1 protein-coding gene is annotated in these 1,421 nt (G+C 61.3%); it reads right to left on the reverse strand.

The genetic code is table 11. The annotated features are described in order from the left end of the window. Positions 1–83 precede the first annotated feature (83 nt). The coding region (locus tag BLR95_RS15395; RefSeq protein WP_342720148.1) for a type II toxin-antitoxin system HipA family toxin at positions 84–1,421 on the reverse strand (1,338 nt) is incomplete at its 5' end.

Below are 1,421 nucleotides of genomic sequence, written 5' to 3' on the forward strand. Positions count from 1 at the left end.
CCGAAACATGGCTCCTTCTCGCCCACATTCGGCGGGTCACCCGCCTTCTCGCAAGGCCCTGATATCCTTCACGGAGTTTCGAATCAGACTCTCAGTTCGAGACGGCGGGCGCGTTCACGCATGGCGGTGCTAACCGACTCATGGATGGCGGCGGGGAAGTCCTTCGGTAGGCGGGCTTCTACCGCCTTCAGTGCATTCTCGGCTGCTTCGCTGATATCGGATATCGCCTGGATCGTCAGGCGCTTCGCCATTCCTGCCTTCGCGCCCGTTTGGACGAAGTGACGGCCCATGATGTCCTCGATCCGGTATCGGTTCTTGTCGCCAATCGCCATCGCCAGCTTCATTTGCTTGCGCTGAATCTGATGGTTGTCGAGGCTCGGTTGCGCCGTGAGCACATCATAGAAGGGCGTCAGCCGATAGCGGCTGCCCGGTGTGAGGAAGATCGAGAAGTTCTTCGCATGGCCGTCGGTCGCACCGATGAGCCAGAAAATGATCTGGGCCTTGAAGAAGGCGAGCTGATCGGCCTCGGGCTGGTCGCTGCCTTTCAATAGTTCGACGATAGCCGGAATGCTTGGCCCCCCTTGGTTCTGATATTTCATGGTTGGCGGGACTGAGAGCGCCTGACAGCAATCCTCTTGCGGCAGGCGAAGCAACCGGCCGTCGCGCGCCCAACGCCGGTCGAAGCGCTCGATCACCAGGACCTTCTTTCCGGCGAAGCTCTCGATACGCGCTTCGTTCACCGGCAGCCCGAAGGCTTTCATCAGTTGCAGGCAATAGAATTCGTTCTCGACGCTGTTCGAGAGGTCGATCCCGTTCGGGAGCTGGCCGATTTGCGGCTTGAAGATGTGCGTCGTCGGCGTCGTGCCGATTGGCTTGAGCCAGCGCCCTTCATAGCGGAGCAGGGCGGTTTTTTCCTGTGCGCCCGCCACGGATATTCGGAAGGCGTCGTCTTCATCGAGGCCGAGCGGCGCGCGCGCCAGGTTGTTCAGTATCCGGCCGATATCCTCTTCATCGACGGACTCCCCTTCGATCTTGCCGGTGCTTTGTGCGATATCGTCCGGGGATAGGGTATCCGGCAGAAACTGCAACGCCCCGACGCAATCGCGGCCGATAGCGGCAAGCAGGCTATAGGCATCGGTGCCGGTCGCGCCGACACGTTCGGCGACCCGCTTCCGCAGCGCGTCGGAGTCGGGCAGCAGGTTTTCGAAGACAGCCGCGACGGGCGCGCCGATATAGCGATCCTCGCGAAGGGGCAGGGAGAGGGACACCGGCAGCGCATGTTCCCAATCCAGCCAGCTCCGGTCATAGGTGAAGTCGATTGCGCCACTGCTTTCGCGGTTGAGACGCCCGACGAGCCGGTTGTTGAGATACACGTTCAGAGGGATGCGGGTACGACGGCGCGGCATTAGAACACGTCCTCG

Source organism: Roseospirillum parvum, assembly GCF_900100455.1.
GTDB lineage: Bacteria > Pseudomonadota > Alphaproteobacteria > Rhodospirillales > Rhodospirillaceae > Roseospirillum > Roseospirillum parvum.